This is a genomic window from Craterilacuibacter sp., from assembly GCF_051659485.1.
Lineage (GTDB): Bacteria > Pseudomonadota > Gammaproteobacteria > Burkholderiales > Chromobacteriaceae > Craterilacuibacter.
Map to the genome: position 1 here is coordinate 1 of NZ_JBOFOO010000176.1, position 16,748 is coordinate 16,748.

Consider the following 16,748-nt stretch of genomic DNA (forward strand, 5'->3'; position numbering starts at 1 on the left):
GGACTCGGGACTCGGGACTCGGGACTCGGGACTCGGGACTCGGGACTCGGGACTCGGGACTCGGGACTCGGGACTCGGGACTCGGGACTCGGGACTCGGGACTCGGGACTCGGGACTCGGGACTCGGATTTCAGTGTTACGAACCGACCCAAGCACGTCAACACCGCGGCTCCCCATTCCCGGCTCCCCGATCCCGAAAAACCAAACCCGCCAGCCGCCCCCTATTCCCTATTCCCCGATCCCTCAAAAAGAAGCACACACTTGCTATTCCCTATTCCCCGCCTTTACGTCAAACTGTCATATTCATGTAATCCCGCCGCCTTATCCTTGCGCTGACCATAAAACGGGGATGCCTGCGTATGCCAGCCACTATATTGCTTGTCGAAGACGAACCGGCCATTCAGGAGCTGATTGCATTCAACCTGACTCAGGCCGGTCATCATGTATTGCGTGCGGCCAGTGCCGAAGCCGCACAGACACTGATCAACAATGCCCTGCCCGATCTGGTGCTACTGGACTGGATGCTGCCCGGCGCTTCCGGCGTGGAGGTGGCGCGCCGTTTGCGTGCCAGCGAGCGTACGCGCCAGATCCCCATCATCATGCTCACCGCCCGCTCGGACGAGCAGGACAAGCTGACCGGCCTCGAAACCGGGGCCGACGACTACATCACCAAGCCGTTTTCGCCACGCGAACTGTTGGCCCGCATCAAGGCCGTACTGCGCCGGCGCGCGCCGCAGATGACCGATGACGCCATCGAGGTCAATGGCCTGCGCCTTGATCCGGTCACCCACCGCATCAGTATCGAAGGCAAGGCCCAGGATCTGGGGCCGACCGAATTCCGCCTGCTGCACTTTTTCATGACCCATGCCGAGCGTGTGCATTCGCGCACCCAGCTACTGGATCAGGTGTGGGGCGACCATGTCTTTGTCGAAGAGCGCACCGTCGACGTGCATATCCGCCGCCTCAGAAGCGCGCTCGAAGCTACCGGCCACGATGCGCTGATCCAGACGGTACGCGGTACCGGCTATCGTTTTTCTACCCAGATGTGAGACTCTTTTGCGCGACTTCCTGCACCGCTCCTTGCTTTATGCTGCGCTGATTCTGGCCCTGACGCTGGCTTGCTGGCTGATACTGGGGCTGGTTCCCGCCCTGCTCGCGGCGATCGCCCTGCTAAGCGGCTGGCTGCTGTTCCATCTGTGGCATGTGGCACGCCTGACTGTCTGGCTGCAACACCCCAGCGCACGCCATATCCCCGACGGCTACGGTTCCTGGGCGGCGATCTTCATGGCCTTATACCGTCAGGCGCGCAAACAGGACGAAAACCGCAAGCGGATGGCGGCGGCACTGGAGCGCTTTACCAATGCCGGCGAAGCCATGCCGGATGGGGTGATCGTACTGAACGGCCACGACCGCATCGACTGGATGAACCCGATGGCGGTCGAGCATTTTGCGCTGGACCGCACGCTGGATATCGGCAGCCAATTACTCAACCTGATCCGCCACCCGGCTTTCCACAGCTATATGGCGGCAGGCCAGTTCAGCCAGCCGCTGGTTCTGGTCAGCGGCAATGCCCGTGACCGCGTACTGTCCATCCAGCTGGTGCCCTTCGATCTCTCGCATAAAATGCTGCTGTCGCGCGACATCACGTCGCTGGAGCGGGTGCAGACCGTACATCGCGACTTTGTCGCCAATGTGTCGCACGAACTGCGTACCCCGCTGACGGTGGTCGGCGGCTTTATCGAAACGCTATCCGATATGGACGAGGTCGACAGCGCCACGCTCAAGCACTTCCTGCCGATGATGATGGAACAGTCACGGCGCATGCAGCGACTGGTGGAAGACCTGCTGGTCTTGTCGAGACTGGAAAACGACCCCAAGGCTGTCGAATTCGATAAGGTCGATATGGATGCGTTGCTGAACACCCTATTGATAGAGGCAGAGGGCTTGTCGCGTGGCCGGCACCGCATCGCACTGACGCAGCATAGCCCCGACTGGCTGTGGGGCTGCCCGCAGGAGCTGCATTCGGCCTTCGGCAATCTGGTGTCCAATGCCATACGCTATACCCCGGAAGGCGGCACCATTACGCTGGCGTGGCAGGTTGATGCCCATAGCGCACGCTTTAGCGTCACCGACACCGGCATCGGCATTCCACGCGAGCACATTCCGCGCCTGACCGAGCGCTTTTACCGCGTAGACCGCGGCCGTTCGCGCTCCAGCGGCGGCACCGGCCTCGGCCTCGCCATCGTCAAGCATGTGGTGGCAAGGCATCGGGCCAAGCTCGAAGTCCACAGCCGGGACGAGCAGGGCAGTACCTTCAGCGTGGTGTTCGGGCGCGAACATATTGCCGCAGCAGGGCAAAGCTGAGGCGCCGCACCGTGATGGGGTGGCGCTTCTTGTTGGCCATCCCCGTCAGGCTCGCGCCCTATATCGGGATATATCACCCGCGTGACGCCGGCACACCACGCCAATTGACATACTTGAGACAGTATTTCAATGCCTAAAGGGATTTAATCCTCTACCAAGGCGGGCAAGGCTTGGCACTGCGGCACGTGACGGCTAGCATAGCTGGCTAAATAGACAAATAGAGCCCCGCATGAACCGCCTGCAAGCCATCCTCCCGTTCGGCCAGCGTATCTGGCTGGACAACCTGTCCCGCGAACTGATTGCCTCGGGCGAACTGGCCCGCCTGATCGCAGACGACGGCATCGCCGGCGTCACCTCCAACCCGGCCATTTTCTACAAGGCCATCGCCTCCGATGCGCGCTATCAGTCTGACCTCGCGCAGCTCAAGGCCGATACCGGTCTGAGCGCCGAAGCGCGTTATGAAGCACTGGTCGTACCCGACATTCAGGCCGCCTGCGATCTGTTGGCGCCGCTGTATGAAACCAGCGCCACTGCCGATGGTTATGTCAGCCTGGAAGTGTCGCCGCAGCTGGCGCATGACGAAGCCGGCACCCTGGCCGCCGCCCGCCGACTGTGGGCAGGCGTTGCCCGCCCCAATGCCATGATCAAGATTCCGGCTACGGCAGCAGGCATCCGCGCCTTTGAAGTGCTGACCCGCGAAGGCGTCAACGTCAATATCACCCTGCTATTCTCCCTGCCGCAGGTGAATGCGGTATGGGATGCCTATATCGCCGGCCTCAAGGCCCGTCACGCCGACGGCAAGCCGCTGGCACATATCAAGGCGGTGGCCAGCTTCTTCCTGTCGCGCGTCGACAGCCTGCTGGACCCACAACTGCCGGCGGCGCTGCAGGGCAAGACCGCGGTTGCCATGTCCAAGGCTGCTTATGCGCGCTACCACGAACGCTTTAACGGTGAAGAATTTGCGGCACTGAAAGCAGCCGGTGCCCGCGCCCAGTATCTGCTGTGGGCATCGACCGGTACCAAGAACAAGGCCTACTCCGACGTACTGTATGTGGAAAGCCTGATCGGTGACGAAACCGTCAATACCACGCCGGATGCGACGCTGGCCGCCTTCCGCGACCACGGTGTTGCGGCAGCGACGCTGGCGGCCGATATGGACGACGCATTCCGGCTACTGGCCGAGGTCAAGGCCGCCGGTGTCGATCTGGATGCGGCCGGTGAAAAGCTGCAGGCCGACGGCCTCAAGCTGTTCGACGATGCGTTTGATGCACTGCTACAGCTGACAGCGTGAAAATGGGGAATGGGGAATGGGGAGCAAACTCCCTACTCCCTACTCCCTACTCCCCGCCCTTACCCCTGTCTCCGCGCCGCCATATGTTTGCCGGCGGCGCGCATTTCCTCTTCGCTCAGGCTGGCGGCGGCCAGCGGAAATAGCCACTTCTCCTCCATCGCCGCATGCTCGCGATACAGCCGCACAAAATCAACGATATCGATACGGCTGATGGCCGCCGCATCGCCATTGCGTAGCGCCCACAAATCTTCGCGTATCGCCACCCAGCGCGACAGCAGATAGCCGTGTTCGGCCTGTAGCTGCTCCAGCCGTGGTAATGCGGCAGGCACTTTCTGCCACAACAGCGGAAACAGTTCGTCTTCTTCGTCCTGATGGTGCTGCGGGCCGGCGATATCGAAGTAACGCACCACCGCCTCCACTGTATTCACCACCGCCTCGTTCACCCCATGCTCTGCCACATAGCCCGGCAGCTTTTCCAGCTGGTCGCAAAAACGGCGGATCTTGTCGTGGCAGGCTTCCAGCATTTCCAGTGGCTGATCAAAAGAAGGCCCGGTCGGCCCCAGTGCATTCAGTGGCAACATGGTGTTTTCCTGCGCTTGAGAAGAGTTTAAAAAGATTCCGGCTTGCACCCTAGCAGACTACGGCTGCAATTTCGGCTAAATTGGCCAGCCCAAGCCGTGATAATGGGCAAATAACCGCCATGCACCAAGATACCGCACTGACACTCTCCGCTGATGGCTGGCTTGCGCAGGCACACTGCCTGCCTTCGCCCAATTGCAATGACTACGCGCCGGACACGCAGCCCAGCTTGCTGGTGATCCACAATATCAGCCTGCCGCCGAATGAATACGGTGGCGACGGCGTGGCGCAACTGTTCACCAATACGCTAGACCCTACGGCCCACCCCTACTACGCCACTATCGCCCACCTCAGGGTGTCGTCGCACTTCTTTATCCGCCGCGACGGTGAACTGGTGCAGTTCGTACCGGTAACGCGCCGCGCCTGGCACGCCGGCGTGTCCTGCTTTGCCGGACGCGAGTGCTGCAATGATTTTTCGATCGGGGTAGAAATGGAAGGCTCCGACTTCGAGCAGTTTTGTGAGGCGCAATACACCACGCTGAACCGGCTGCTGGCGCTACTCAGCAGCACGCTGCCGCTGGCGGCCATCACCGGCCACGAACACATCGCCCCCGGCCGCAAAACCGACCCCGGGCCCTACTTCGAATGGGACAAAGTGGCAAGCGACTTGCCGCTATGGAAGGGCGTGTAGGGTGGGATAGCCGCTGCAAGCGGCGTAACCCACCAGAGGGGAGACCCGCAAATTGGGACTTGCGAGCTGCGGCTCATACCCGGCTCAACCCTTCTTCCAGCTGATCAGCAGCACCGCCGTGACAATGATCGCCATCGCCACCATTTCATGCACGCCGACGTGCTCGCCAAGGAAGGCGACGCCCAACAGCACCGCGATAATCGGGTTTACATAGGCGTAACTGGTGGCGGCGGCGGCGGAGACGTTTTTCAGCAAATAGAGATAAGCGCTGTAGGCGACAATCGAGCCGAACAGTACCAAGTAAGCCACGGCCAGCCAGCCTTGCAGCGGCGGCATGGCGGTCAGCGTTTCACCCTTGAGCAGGCTGGCGATCAACAGCGAACCGCCGCCGAATACCATCATCCACGCACTGCCGGCGATACCTGATGGCTGCTTGAGGTGGCGGCTCCAGGCCGATCCCAGTGCCCAGCCGGCCGATGCCAGCAGCAGCAGGATGGCGCCCTCGGGGCTGGCCCTGAGGTTGGCGCCCAGATTCAAAAACACCATGCCGGCAAAGCCCAGCGCGATGCCGGCCCATTCCAGCTTTCTGGCCCTCTGGCCGAAACCCTGTGCAAACAGGGTAGCGAACAGCGGCACGGTAGCCACCACCAGCGCGGCCACGCCGCTGGACACATCCTTTTCGGCCAGCGTCACCAGCCCGTTGCCGACACCCGGCATCAGCACGCCGAGAATGGCTGCGCCCTTGAGTTCGGCTGCCGACGGCAGCGCCCATTTCCGTGTGACCAGCAGCACCCCCATCAGGATCAGGCCGGCGGTGAGAAAACGCAGCCCGGCCATCATGAATGGCGGCCAGTATTCGACGCCGATACGGATCGCGAAATAGGTCGAGCCCCAGATCACATACAGGCAGAAGAAGGACAGAATCAGCAGCAGGCGATTGGGAGCGGGGGCAGCGGTCATGGGGGCTTTCATATGAGGGACTCGGGATCTGGGAACCGGGATCTGGGATCAGGAAGCCGGGACTCGGCCGCGAGTCCCGAGTCCCGAGTCCCGAGTCCCGAGTCCCGAGAGTTCAGCGTGTCGCCAGCCGCTGCAGGATGTTGGAAAATTCTTCCATATAGGTGTCGAAGCGGGTAGCCAGACGGTCGACATCGGTGGCGAAACGGTTGTAGGCGATCACCGCCGGAATGGCGGCAAACAGGCCGATGGCGGTGGCGATCAGCGCCTCGGCAATGCCCGGTGCCACCGTGGCCAGCGTGGCCTGACCGGCGTTACCCAGGCCGATAAAGGCATGCATGATGCCCCACACGGTGCCGAACAGGCCGACATAGGGGCTGACCGAACCGACGGTGGCGAGAAAGGCGTTGTGGCTTTCCAGCTCGTCCAGCTCGCGCTGCGCACTGGCGCGCATGGCGCGGCGGCTGCCGTCCATGATGTCGGACAGCTCGGTGCCTGGGCGGCCGCGCAACTTCAGGAATTCGGCAAAGCCGGCCTGAAAGATGCTTTCCATGCTGCCGCGCGCATTATTGCGCGATGCCTCTTCATACAGGCGGTTAAGGTCGCTGCCGCTCCAGAAGGCACGCTCGAAGCTTTCGCTATCGCGTTTGGCCCGGCGCAGGGTACCGATCTTGTTGAAAATCAGCGCCCACGACAGCACCGAGGTCAACACCAGGCCGGCCATCACCAGTTGCACCACCAGGCTGGCATTGAGTATCAGGCTGACGACGGAGAATTCCTGCATATGTATTCCTTTTACGGCTTAGCGCAGCACGCGGCCGGTTTCTAGATCGATGATGGTAGAGGGTTTGCGCCGCTGGCCGACGCGCCCGGGCAGGGTTAGCACCGCAGCGCCGAACGCGCGTTCGCAAGCGGCAGCAGTACGCAGCGATTTTTGGCCGGCGCGATTGGCCGAGGTCGACACCAAGGGGCCCAGCGCATGGCACAGGCTGGCGGTTTCGCGATGGGCAGTTACCCGTACCGCAATCTTGCGGTGACGGCCGCGCAACAGCGGCAGCACCTTGGGCGAGGCAGGAATCAGAAAAGTATACGGCCCCGGCCAGTAGCGCAGCAGCGTGGCGCGCTCGGCCGCGCTCAGGGGCTTGATCAGCGGCGCCAGCTGCTCGATGCTGGCGGCCACCACGATCAGGCCCTTGTGGTTGGGCCGGCCCTTGAGCGCAATCACGCGGCGCAAGGCGCGGGCATTCAGCGGATCGCACCCCAGACCGAAACAGGATTCGGTGGCATAGGCAATCAGCCCGCCATCACGGTAAGCGGCACGCGCCTGCGCCAGTTGCGCCGCCGAAGGAAACTTTCTGATTTGCAAGATGACATCGCCCGATTCATGAAGACGACATTGTAACAACAGGGAATGAAGAACGGGGAGCCACAATCCGGCAATAAATCACGGGCCGGCTTGCCGATTGCGGGTCTCCCGCAGGACAAGCCCTCGCTGATTGCGGCTAAGGCCGCTCCTGCCGTGAAAACCAGGCTTACGTAGGAGCGGCTTCAGCCGCGAGACTTGCCAGCTGTATTAGCGGCCGATGGCGCGGTAGCCGATATCGCGGCGCAGCTGGCAACCGTCGAACGCGATCTGGTCGGCCACCTCATAGGCTCGCGCTTGCGCCTCGGCAACGCTTTCGCCCAGCCCCACCGCACACAGCACGCGTCCACCCGAGACGACGGCTGCGCCATCAGCGTTCTGCGACGTACCGGCGTGGAACACCATGCCGTCGGCCGTCGCCGCCGGAATACCGTGAATCACGGCACCCTTTTGCGGCGCGTCCGGATAGCCGGCAGCAGCCAGCACCACGCCCAGTGCCACGCGGCTATCCCACTCGGCCGTGACCTGATCCAGCGTGCCATCGATGCCGGCATCCAGCAGCTCGGTGAAGTCTGACTGCATGCGCGCCATGATGGGCTGGGTTTCCGGGTCGCCGAAGCGGCAGTTGAACTCGATGGTGTACGGCTGGCCAGCCTTGTCTATCATCAGCCCGGCGTACAAAAAGCCGGTGTAGGCGTGGCCGTCCTTTTTCATGCCGGCCACCGTCGGCAGGATGATGTCGCGCATGGCACGTTCGTGCACTTCCGGCGTCACCACCGGTGCCGGGCTATAAGCGCCCATGCCGCCGGTGTTGGGGCCTTGGTCGCCATCGAGCAGGCGCTTGTGGTCCTGGCTGGTGGCCATCGCCAGCACATGCTCGCCGTCGACCATCACGATAAAGCTCGCCTCCTCGCCTTCGAGGAAATCTTCGATCACCACGCGGGCACCGGCCTCGCCCATCTTGTTGCCCAAGAGCATGTCGTCGATGGCGGCATGCGCCTCATCCAGCGTCATCGCCACCACCACGCCCTTGCCGGCAGCGAGGCCGTCGGCCTTGATCACGATAGGCGCGCCACGGGCAGTCACATAGTCACGCGCGGCAGCCGCATCGGTGAAGGTCTGGTAGCCGGCGGTCGGGATGCCGTGGCGCTGCATAAAGGCCTTGGCGAAATCCTTGGAGCTTTCCAGCTGTGCGCAGTACTGCGTCGGCCCGAAGATGCGCAGACCGGCAGCGCGAAAGGCATCGACCACACCGGCAGCCAGCGGCGCTTCGGGGCCGACCACGGTCAGCGCGATGTTTTCGGCCTTGGCAAAGGCGACTAGTTCGGCAATATCGCTGATCGCGACATTGCTGAGGCGCGCATCCAGCGCGGTGCCGGCATTACCCGGTGCGACAAAGACCTTGGCCGCACGTGGCGACTGTGCAATACGCCAGGCCAGCGCATGCTCGCGCCCGCCGGAACCGATAATGAGGATGTTCATCAATCAATCTCCAGATTGCATGCCGATGCAGCCATCGGGCACCGATATCGGCATGCTCAAATCAAAACTGCCAACGCGCCCAGGTAAACAGCACATTGCCATTACCCGAGCTGCCGGGGATATAAGTCGTCTGCAGCGCGAAGCGTCCATACTCGACCGATAGAAGGGGAAGAATGACCGGGAGCGGGATATAGTCATAGTCCTTGCGTGCCGTCACACCTGCCGTAAAACCTGCGCCCAGACGGAAATCACCGCCCCATGGACGCCACATTTTCTGGAAACCGTAACCGGCAATCGGTTCGACATCCTTGTGCGAGTCGAGAAAAGCCATCGCATACCAGGCATGCCAGTCACCATCCGCGTCGTAGCGGTACTTGCCTATCCCCAGCCCCCAGGGATCTTCGTTGTAGCCGGCAATTTTCTCGGCCGAATACTTGGAACGGTTATGCCAGGCATTCAGCGGGACATACAACTCGTACTGCTGGGACGCCCAGGTCATCGCCATCGTGTCTTTAGTCCGAGACCACCATCCCGCCGGTACTGCACCTTCTTCCGCCCAGGCGCAGGGCGCCAACAATGCGCCACCCAAGGCACCCAGAACCACCCAGCGGGCGACAACCGTACTTGACATGCAAACCTCTCACTCAGAGACCGGACTGCCCACGGCAAACCGGCCTTGCAAAAGGCCCGCATGATACGCCAGACACAAAGGCTGCAGGCAACATAAAAATCACAAGCTAGCTAAACCTGCTCCCAGCCCAGACCGGGAGCAGGACAAGCAGGCTTAGTGGCGGAAGTGGCGCACGCCGGTCAATACCATGGCGATGCCGTGTTCGTCGGCGGCGGCGAACACTTCTTCGTCGCGCATCGAGCCGCCCGGCTGGATGATGGCCTTGATGCCCTGCTCGGCGATCACATCGATGCCGTCGCGGAACGGGAAGAAGGCATCGGAAGAGGCAACGGCATGCTGCAGCGACAGGCCGGCATCAGCCGCCTTGCGCGCGGCGATACGGGTGGAGTCGACGCGGCTCATCTGGCCGGCGCCGATGCCTGCAGTCTGGCCATTGGCGCAGAACACGATGGCGTTGGACTTCACATACTTGGCCACGCGCCATGCGAACAACAGGTCCTTCATTTCCTGCTCGCTCGGCGCGCGCTTGGTGACCACGCGCAGTTCGTCTAGGCCGACGTTGCGGATGTCCGGCGTCTGCACCAGTACACCGCCGCCGACGCGCTTGAGTTCGTAGTGGTTGGCACCGGCTTCCAGCGGAATCTCCAGCACGCGCACATTCTTCTTGGCGGCGATGATGGCCTTGGCTTCATCGGTGAAGGCCGGCGCGATCAGTACTTCGAGGAACTGGCCGGTGACGGCTTCCACGGTCTCGGCATCGACCGGACGGTTGAAGGCGATAATGCCGCCAAAGGCGCTGGTGGTGTCGGTGGCAAACGCCAGACGGTAGGCGGAAAGGGTATCAGCGGCGATGGCGACGCCGCACGGGTTGGCGTGCTTGACGATGACGCAGGCCGGCGCGTCGAAGGTCTTGACCGCTTCCCAAGCGGCATCGGAGTCGGCGATATTGTTATACGACAGCTCCTTGCCCTGCAACTGGCGATAGCCTGCGATGGTGCCGGCCGCCGGCTCCAGATCACGGTAAAACGCGGCCGCCTGATGCGGGTTTTCCCCGTAGCGCATGTCCTGCACCTTGACCCACTGTGCATTCAGACGATCCGGGAAGGCGACGCGATCCGGCGTGCCGGCAAGTGCATCCGGCGCCAGGCTGGTCAGGTAGTTGGAGATGGCACCATCGTAAGCGGCAGTATGGGTAAAGGCTTTTTTGGCCAGCTCGAAGCGGGTCTTCTTGGCCAGTTTGCCGGCATTGGCCGCCATTTCTTCGGTGAGTGCCGCATAGTCGGCCGCGTCGGTGACGATGGCCACATGCGCCCAGTTCTTGGCGGCAGAGCGCACCATGGTCGGGCCGCCGATATCGATATTCTCGATCGCGTCCTCGATGCTGCAGCCTTCCTTGGCGATGGTGGCGGCAAACGGGTACAGATTGACGCAGACGAGGTCGATATTGCCGATATCGTGCTCGGCCATCTTGGCCACATGCGCCGGCAGGTCGCGACGACCGAGGATGCCGCCGTGGACTTTAGGATGCAGGGTCTTGACCCGGCCATCCAGCATTTCCGGAAAACCGGTGTAGTCCGACACTTCAATCACCGGCACCTGATGCTCGGCCAGCAGTTTGGCGGTACCGCCGGTGGAGAGGATTTCCACGCCTTGCGCGGCCAGCGCACGGGCAAACTCCAGAATACCGGTCTTGTCGGAAACACTGATCAACGCACGTTCGATCTTGGTCATCTGCTTCTACTTCCCTTTGAGTCGACTGCCACACCATAAAAAAACCGGCAATCCTTGTGGGATGCCGGTTTATCTTCAAATCAAACTGTATGCCTTCATTTTCTTGCGCAAGGTGTTGCGGTTAAGCCCCAACAGCTCGGCAGCCCGGGTCTGGTTGCCCTGGGTATGCACCAGCACCACCTCGATCAAGGGCTTTTCTACACAGGCCAATACCATGTCGTACACCGCCGTCGGCGTCTCGCCGTCCAGATCGCGGAAATACTGCTCCATCGCCAGTTTGACGGAGTGGGAAATATGTTCGTGATTCTGCATGGTATCGGTTGTCTTTGATTATTCGGGTGCGCGCACAGCGCGGCACAGATTTTCGTCCAGGTACTGCAGGCGCTCGGAAACTTCACACAAGCGGTCAAAATAGCTTGCCACGGCCAAGCGCTGGCTGGCGGTTGTTTCCAGCTGGTACATCTGCTGGCGGAAGGCATTGCCGCCGGCCAAAGCCTTGGTGTACCAGGCGATATGCTTGCGTGCGATGCGGCAGCCGGAATACTCGCCATAAAATTCATACAGCGCGTCCAGATGCGCAAGCAATACGGCGCGAATCTCGGCGACACGCGGCGGCGGCAAGGTTTCGCCGCACTCCAGATAATGCTGGATCTCGCGAAAAATCCACGGCCGGCCCTGCGCCGCACGCCCTATCATGATCGCGTCGGCACCGGTCACCTCAAGCACGTAGCGCGCTTTTTCCGGGCTGTCGATATCGCCATTGGCGATCACCGGGATGCTCAGCGCCTGTTTCACCGCCGCGATGGTCTGGTATTCGGCCTCGCCATGATACAGGTCTTCGCGGGTACGGCCGTGCATCGCCAGCGCGGCCACGCCCGAATCTTGGGCAATGCGCGCAATCGCCAGCGCATTCTTGTGTTCACGGCTCCAGCCGGTGCGGATTTTCAGCGTGACCGGCACATCGACCGCCGCCACCACCGCCGCCAGAATACGGGCGACCAGCGCTTCATCGCGCATCAGCGCGGAGCCGGCCGCTACATTGCACACCTTCTTGGCCGGACAGCCCATATTGATGTCGATGATCTGCGCACCCTGATCCACATTCATGCGCGCCGCTTCCGCCATCTGAGCCGGATCGGCGCCGGCAATCTGCACCGAGATCGGCTCCACCTCGCCACTATGGTCGGCCCGACGCAAGGTCTTGGCCGTCGCCCATAGCGACTTGTTGGAGGTGATCATTTCCGACACCGCCATCCCCGCGCCCATAGACTTGCACAGCATGCGAAACGGTCGGTCGGTCACGCCCGCCATAGGCGCAACAATCAGCTGGTTTTTCAGCAGGTAAGATCCGATTTGCATGCGAGTAACGGTATGTCAGGCGGCGAAGGGTCGCCATTGTAATGCTTTTTGGACGGTCGGGGGAGGGGGAACTGCCTGTTTTTTGGGCGTTTATGGAAGCGTGCTCAGCGAAAAGATAGCGCCTGCGGCGGCTGCCCTTATTCCCTGCGCACCATTCCCTGATCGCGGAATCGGGTGGAAAGTCGACCGATAAGCCGGGTTCTGTCGTTGAACAGTCATTCCTCTAGACCTGCCGTTACCGACAGGCTCAAGCAACCTACCCGGGTACAGCGCGGGCCACGCCAATGTACCCCTATTTGGTCTTGCTCCGGATGGGGTTTAGCCTGCCGTTGAATGTTGCCACCAACGCGGTGCGCTCTTACCGCACCTTTTCACCCTTACCTGTGCCGTGCGACAGCGTGCTGGCAAGCCAGCGCTGGTGCAGGACGTACACCCTGAAGGGCGCGTATCCTGGCCTGTCGCGTTGGTACTGCACCTTGCGGTGAAGCACCCAGCCATCGGCGGTTCTGCTCTCTGTTCCACTTTCCGTCGCCTCACGACGCCCGGTCGTTAACCGGCATCCTGCCCTATGGAGCCCGGACTTTCCTCCCCGTGACTTAACACGCGGCGACTGTCTGGTCGACTTTCCGGGGCGGATTGTAACACGGATACCCGGGATCGGGGATCGGGGAACCGAATCCCGAGTCCCGAATCCCCAGTCCCGAGCTCCCCATCAATCAAACCTCACCGTATAACGGCTTTCCACCTCGGCCGAGGTGCCGGCTTTCAGCTGGGCCGACCAGCCCTTGCTCAGCTGATACACCACCTTGACCGCCTGACTGGCACTGGTGATACCGTATTCGTATCCCAAATACAGCGATTGCGACAACTGCCGCCCCAGCGTCACCACCTGCTCGGCCGGATTGACGGTGCCGTTGGCCAGCGTTTTCTCGCCACGCGAGCTCAGGCCGATATCGTCAAACAGGCCCAGCTTGTCGTTCACCGCTCCCGCCAGAAAGCCGCCGGCCGCCGCCGCCAGCGCATTATCGTCCTGCGCCCCGCCACCGGCCGAGCGCCCGAGGATCAGCCACGCCAGTTTTTCTTTCTCCGACATCGGCTCGTCGGCCACCAGCAGCACCTTGGGGTAGAGTACCGAACCGCTGACTTCGACACCGGCACCCACCGGCGACAAGCGGCGCAGCGCGCGAATGGACAGCCCCGGGTTATCCATGGCCCCGCTAAAGGAAATCACGCCCTTGCTGATGTCCAGATCCTGACCGTAAGCCTTGAAACGGCCATCGACCGTATTGACCTGCCCGTAAATGGCCAGCGCCTCACCCGGATTAGCCTTCAACTGCAACTGTCCGGCAAGCCCGGTCGTCAGACCGGCACCGCTAAAGCGGAAGTTGTCGCCCAGATCCAGTTCGATAGCCATGGCAAACGGCAAGCTGGCCGCAGCCTCATCCGGCTTGATACGCCCGACCACCACCACATCCTTCCCCAGCGCCGGTGCGCCAAGCTTGGGCATTTCCACCCGTGCCCGGTCGATTTTGATCGCCCCGTTCAGTGCCACGCCACTGGCGTCCAGATCCAGATTGACGAGCCCGGAAGCCACCACCCGCCGCCCCGGGCGCGAAATGGCGCGGAACTTGTCCAGTCTGAACACCAGATGCGCCTCGGGCTTGCCCTCCACCAGCGCCAGCTTGCCGCTGGCAGTTAAGGCATCATTCTTGTTAAAGGTCAGGCTTTCCAGCCACAGTTCGCGCCCGGCAAAACGGGCACTGAGTTCCCCGTCTTTCAGGACGATACCGTTGCGCCGGTCGCTGAATGCCAGGGCGCTGGCAGTCAAGGGGCCGGAAAATTGCGGCGCCCCCAGTGTGCCGCCCATGGCAAGATCGATGGCGGCGCGCCCGTCCAGCGTCTGCCCCAGCGACAGCCACGGCTGGAATACGGCCAGCGACGGCAGGGTGGCCCGCAAGCTGGCATTCAGTGGCGAGCCGGCCGCATACTGCCCGCCCAGCGTCTGGATACGGCCCTGACCCGTGAGGCTGGCAAGGCTGCTGGCCAGCTGCACGCGCCAGTTCACCCCTGCCGCATCCAGCTGCGCATTCAGGCGTGCCTCACTCAAGCCCAGCGCACGGCTACCGGCTTTCACCGGTACTTCGATATCGCCCGTCTCGCGCTGCAGATTGACTTGCCCCTGCGGCACGCCATCGACGACACGCAAAGCCCAGTCGCCGCCCAGACTCAGGCTTTCCTTGAGCGGCAGGCTCAGCCATGGCGACAAGGCACTCAGGCGCACCCCCTGCACCCGCCCCGCGGTTTCTACCCCGCCCGAGCGCGACCAAGCGGTTTTTTGCAATGCCCAGTCGGCATCCAGCACCCGCCAGCGCCCGGCACCCAACTCGACTTTGTCGGCAGATGCCAAGAGGCTGACCGGCTGCAGCAACTGCAATGCCGGCTCGCCCTGTACTGCCAGCCGTGCCAGCATCCCCTGCCACACGCTGCGATCCGACAAACCGCCATCGAGCTGGCCGGATAGGGCGAACGGTTTGCCGCCCAGCGCCAGCTTGCCGTCCCATGCCAGCGTATGGCGGCTACGCACGCCCTTGCCGTTTAAGGCCAGCTGCTCAAGCAGCAGCGTGCCGGCACGCAGCTCGCGCACGCTGGCATTCAAGGCAAACGGGCTATTGCCGCTGGTTGCCAGTTCACCCTCGGCATTCAGCGCCGCGATACTGATGTCACCGGGCAGACGCAGGCCGCTGGCGTCCAGCTTACCGCTGAATAGCGGTTGCGCCGGGGTGCCGGCAAGCACCAGCGCAGCCTGGGCGCGACCGGAAAAGGCCGGCCCCAGCAGGCCCAGATTATCGGCCTGCAAGGCCAGTTGCAGCTTGTCTCCGGCCTTGCCGTAAGCCCCCTTGGCTTCCAGCCGGTTGCCGCCCAGCAGCAGCAAGGCATCCAGCCGGGCCAAGCGGTCGGCCTGCCACAAGGCTGCCGCGCGACCACTCAAGGGGGCGCCGGATAACTGGCTGGGCGTCAGCATCAGGCTCAGCGTGCCTTGCGGTGCGTCGGCCAGACTGGCATCCAGTTTGAGTTTGGCGTTGATGCTGCCAGACGGCAGACGCGCATCCAGCACCGCAGGATTAAAAGCCTGAAACGTTCCAGCCAGCGCCAGACGGCGCGCACCATCCAGACCCAGCAGCCCGTTCACATCCATCACGCCATTCCCGCTAGTCAGCTGCAGGCGGCGGATATCCAGCGCCGCCGCCTTGCCGCGCCGCCAGACCAGCTCACTCGCCAAGCGCAATTTGTCTGCGCTCAGCTGCAAACTCAGCAGCGGTTGCATTTTCTCGCCGGCAAGCACTGCCGTGCCCGACACCGTTTGCGCCGGAGCGCCGGCAGCAATGGCAGGCAGCGACAAACGCTGCAAGGCCAGCTTGAGATCGAAATCTCGCGGCGTAAAGATGCCGCTGATGTCCACGCGGCCGTCCGCCAGCAGGGCAAAAGCATCCGACAGCGTCAGCTGCTCTTGATTGACGGCAAAGCTTGCCACCGCCAGCGTAAGCGGAAAACGCTTGGAGGTAATGGGGCCGGCATTGGTATTGGTCAGCGACAGGCCACCGGAGATGGCGCTGTCTCCGGCCGGCTGCGCCTCCAGTGCCAATGCCATCATGCCGGCGGGCGCGCCCGGAAACAGCACGGCCGGATTGATACCGCCCAGCCGTACCGACAGGGTCTTGATCTTCTGGTAGATCACCGGTGCAAACGGCGCAAACTGGCCGTCCACATTGGCCACGATGCCGGTTGCCTGCCCCTTGAGTGCCAAGGTCGGCGCCAATAGCGAACCGCCGAGATTGGCATAGGCAGTCAGCTTGCGCCCGTCCAGTTCGCCACCCAGTTCGACCCGCCCGCTCAGGGCAAACGGTGTTTGCGCCGCCAGCGCCAGCGAACCGGCGCCATGACCCCATGGCGAATGCAGGGATTCCAGCGCCAGCGCATGCTGGCCATCGAGATAACGGTAGGAGCCGGCCATATTGCTGAACACCAGCGCCTGCTGCTGCAGGGTCAGGCTTTGCAGCGAAACCTGCTCCGCTTCGATAGCCAGCGGCAAGGCCAGCGATACGGGGGCCAGCAAGGGCTTGCCGGACGCGGGGGAGCGGTCGTCGACCAGTACGCTGCCCAGTTGCAGGCGGGTAATTTGCAGCCTGCGCTGCCATAGCGCCTGTGGCTGCCAGGCCAGCGCGACCGACGACAAGGTGATGCGCTGCAAAGGCTGCGTCCACACCACGCCCTGCAGCGTAAAACCGCGCCACAGCGTGCC

The 16,748-nt window shown here is 62.5% G+C and carries 14 protein-coding genes and 1 other RNA gene; 4 read left to right on the top strand and 11 right to left on the bottom strand.

Annotated elements, in window-relative coordinates; genetic code table 11:
- Window positions 1-359 precede the first annotated feature (359 nt).
- From phoB to tal, 3 genes are all read left to right on the top strand, one after another.
- A complete protein-coding gene (gene phoB, locus ACRC1E_RS06275) occupies window positions 360-1,049 on the top strand; it encodes a phosphate regulon transcriptional regulator PhoB (RefSeq protein WP_438514257.1) in 690 nt (229 codons plus the stop codon).
- 7 nt (window positions 1,050-1,056) lie between these two features.
- Window positions 1,057-2,364, top strand: coding sequence for a phosphate regulon sensor histidine kinase PhoR (gene phoR, locus ACRC1E_RS06280; RefSeq protein ID WP_438514258.1), 1,308 nt, complete (start codon window positions 1,057-1,059; stop codon window positions 2,362-2,364).
- Window positions 2,365-2,593: 229 nt separating this feature from the next.
- Window positions 2,594-3,655: a transaldolase gene (gene tal / locus ACRC1E_RS06285; protein WP_438514259.1), complete on the top strand. Its 1,062-nt coding sequence runs from the start codon at window positions 2,594-2,596 to the stop codon at window positions 3,653-3,655.
- Window positions 3,656-3,714: 59 nt separating this feature from the next.
- Here tal and ACRC1E_RS06290 read toward each other — a convergent pair whose 3' ends face one another.
- A complete protein-coding gene (locus ACRC1E_RS06290; RefSeq protein ID WP_438514260.1) occupies window positions 3,715-4,236 on the bottom strand; it encodes a hemerythrin domain-containing protein in 522 nt (173 codons plus the stop codon).
- Window positions 4,237-4,355: 119 nt separating this feature from the next.
- Here ACRC1E_RS06290 and ampD point away from each other — a divergent pair, with 119 nt between their 5' ends.
- Window positions 4,356-4,925, top strand: coding sequence for a 1,6-anhydro-N-acetylmuramyl-L-alanine amidase AmpD (gene ampD / locus ACRC1E_RS06295; protein ID WP_438514261.1), 570 nt, complete (start codon window positions 4,356-4,358; stop codon window positions 4,923-4,925).
- Between the two features lie 84 nt (window positions 4,926-5,009).
- Here the strand turns inward: ampD and yedA are convergent, their stop codons facing one another.
- The 10 genes from yedA to ACRC1E_RS06345 form a co-directional block, all read right to left on the bottom strand.
- Window positions 5,010-5,885, bottom strand: coding sequence for a drug/metabolite exporter YedA (yedA, locus tag ACRC1E_RS06300; protein WP_438514262.1), 876 nt, complete (start codon window positions 5,883-5,885; stop codon window positions 5,010-5,012).
- 112 nt (window positions 5,886-5,997) lie between these two features.
- Window positions 5,998-6,666 carry a protein TolQ gene (tolQ, locus tag ACRC1E_RS06305; RefSeq protein ID WP_438514263.1) on the bottom strand — a complete coding sequence of 223 codons (669 nt, stop codon included), beginning with the start codon at window positions 6,664-6,666 and terminating at the stop codon, window positions 5,998-6,000.
- 18 nt (window positions 6,667-6,684) lie between these two features.
- Entirely contained in the window at window positions 6,685-7,248 is a 564-nt protein-coding gene (locus tag ACRC1E_RS06310; protein ID WP_438514264.1) for an L-threonylcarbamoyladenylate synthase, read from the bottom strand.
- Window positions 7,249-7,455: 207 nt separating this feature from the next.
- Window positions 7,456-8,727 carry a phosphoribosylamine--glycine ligase gene (gene purD / locus ACRC1E_RS06315; RefSeq protein WP_438514265.1) on the bottom strand — a complete coding sequence of 424 codons (1,272 nt, stop codon included), beginning with the start codon at window positions 8,725-8,727 and terminating at the stop codon, window positions 7,456-7,458.
- A gap of 61 nt (window positions 8,728-8,788) precedes the next feature.
- Window positions 8,789-9,358 (bottom strand): lipid IV(A) palmitoyltransferase PagP, encoded by a 570-nt coding sequence (pagP, locus tag ACRC1E_RS06320; RefSeq protein ID WP_438514266.1) that lies wholly within the window; start codon window positions 9,356-9,358, stop codon window positions 8,789-8,791.
- A 153-nt stretch (window positions 9,359-9,511) separates the two neighbouring features.
- Window positions 9,512-11,089, bottom strand: coding sequence for a bifunctional phosphoribosylaminoimidazolecarboxamide formyltransferase/IMP cyclohydrolase (purH, locus tag ACRC1E_RS06325; RefSeq protein WP_438514267.1), 1,578 nt, complete (start codon window positions 11,087-11,089; stop codon window positions 9,512-9,514).
- Window positions 11,090-11,164: 75 nt separating this feature from the next.
- A complete protein-coding gene (locus ACRC1E_RS06330; RefSeq protein ID WP_124735051.1) occupies window positions 11,165-11,401 on the bottom strand; it encodes a helix-turn-helix domain-containing protein in 237 nt (78 codons plus the stop codon).
- Window positions 11,402-11,419: 18 nt separating this feature from the next.
- Window positions 11,420-12,448 carry a tRNA dihydrouridine synthase DusB gene (gene dusB / locus ACRC1E_RS06335; protein ID WP_438514268.1) on the bottom strand — a complete coding sequence of 343 codons (1,029 nt, stop codon included), beginning with the start codon at window positions 12,446-12,448 and terminating at the stop codon, window positions 11,420-11,422.
- 174 nt (window positions 12,449-12,622) lie between these two features.
- Window positions 12,623-13,074, bottom strand: an RNA gene (gene rnpB / locus ACRC1E_RS06340) — RNase P RNA component class A.
- Between the two features lie 86 nt (window positions 13,075-13,160).
- Window positions 13,161-16,748 (bottom strand): translocation/assembly module TamB domain-containing protein (locus tag ACRC1E_RS06345; RefSeq protein WP_438514269.1); only part of this gene is annotated, 3,588 nt, incomplete at its 5' end.